This is a genomic window from Bacillus sp. 196mf (assembly GCF_003217275.1).
GTDB classification, from domain to species: domain Bacteria; phylum Bacillota; class Bacilli; order Bacillales; family Bacillaceae_G; genus Bacillus_A; species Bacillus_A thuringiensis_S.
This window is the reverse complement of the sequence record NZ_QJTG01000109.1, coordinates 1-1,285: the sequence shown is the minus strand read 5'-3', so window position 1 is coordinate 1,285 and position 1,285 is coordinate 1. Positions and strand designations below refer to the sequence as shown.

Sequence of the window (1,285 nt, the reverse complement as noted above, 5' to 3'; positions counted from 1 at the left end):
CGAGTACGCCCCCTATTCTTCTCATACCGTTACTTTGCATTGTTCTAATTCAGCTAATAGTTGTTTCGCCCCTTCTGGGCTCAACGTCAGCTTTCCATCCGCTAGTTTGATATTCTGGGAAGAAATCTCCCCTGTGATGGGACAAGTACCATACGATTTATATTTCTGTAGAACAATCGTTTCGCCTTCTACAAATATTTCTAGTGGGTCTTTTTCGTGAATGTTGAGTGTACGGCTCGTTTCCTTCGGTATCACAACTCGACCAAGCTCATCGATTTTTCGTACAATACCTGTTGATTTCATAAAAATGTCCTCCTTTTTCACACATAGAATACCTCACATCTCATGTTACCTTTTCATTTTTTAAAACTACATATACTATAAAAAAAGTTGATTTCAATCTGTAAAAATAGCGAGGTTTCCCCATGTCTACATCTGATGTTATCCACTTACAAAAACAAATTGAGGAAAAACAGAAACAACTGCGACAGTTGGTAAAAGTACACCTATATACAGACCCCATTGTTCTTGTATGTAGCCAAGAATTAGATCAATTCGTGTATGTTTCTATGCATGACTATTCTCCTCGAATAGTCAAATGTATAATGAGATTCCAATTCATCAATAGAATTGGAATCTCATTATACATTTGTCCTCTATATTTTACCATAACTGGACTCTATGTGGACTAAATAAACCAACTTCTGCATAAAAACATGCCTCTTGGTATATATTAGGGGTTCTTTCCAAAGTTAGTTGAAAAGCCCCCCTTTCTCATATTCAAGTAATAAAATTTTATTTTTAACAAATCGAACAGACACCGGCCATACATAGTGCGTTTCACTAACTTTAATTTATTAATTTTCCCTTCAGCTAGACCATTATCATATTCATAAGCGATACCATTTTTCACAGCTGTTAAGTCTCTTTCTATTCCTTTGATAAAGCTGTTGAGTGGTTGAATATGCAACACAGTTGCTTTTTCAATCCAGACTTGCAATGCATCACTTCTTTTTTGTTTCAGGATGTCCCTAAAGTCATTCACCAAGTTTATGACAGATTCGATGTCTGGATGCAATTTGTAAATTTCTTTTATTTGTTCTTCAGATAATTTGATTTTTGTCTTCTTCGAATAGAACAAAAGGGCGATAACCCTTTTTCGTTTCACAAATTCAAACTCCGTATCATGTAACAATTGAGGTTCTTCAAATAAAGATTTTTTCAGTTTGGAAATATAATTGCTCACAGTAGAGGCAGAGCCTTTGTAGCCTTTCTCGCGAAGAAT

3 protein-coding genes are annotated in these 1,285 nt (G+C 35.3%); 1 reads left to right on the top strand and 2 read right to left on the bottom strand.

Features of this window, described 5'->3' with window-relative positions; translation table 11 throughout:
- Window positions 1-21: 21 nt before the first annotated feature.
- Window positions 22-303 carry an AbrB/MazE/SpoVT family DNA-binding domain-containing protein gene (locus tag ATL10_RS30770; RefSeq protein ID WP_110498400.1) on the bottom strand — a complete coding sequence of 94 codons (282 nt, stop codon included), beginning with the start codon at window positions 301-303 and terminating at the stop codon, window positions 22-24.
- A 122-nt stretch (window positions 304-425) separates the two neighbouring features.
- Here ATL10_RS30770 and ATL10_RS30765 point away from each other — a divergent pair, with 122 nt between their 5' ends.
- Window positions 426-692 (top strand): aspartyl-phosphate phosphatase Spo0E family protein, encoded by a 267-nt coding sequence (locus tag ATL10_RS30765; RefSeq protein WP_110498398.1) that lies wholly within the window; start codon window positions 426-428, stop codon window positions 690-692.
- 41 nt (window positions 693-733) lie between these two features.
- Here ATL10_RS30765 and ATL10_RS30760 read toward each other — a convergent pair.
- Window positions 734-1,285: transposase (locus ATL10_RS30760; RefSeq protein WP_220037394.1), on the bottom strand; the 552-nt coding region annotated here is incomplete at its 5' end.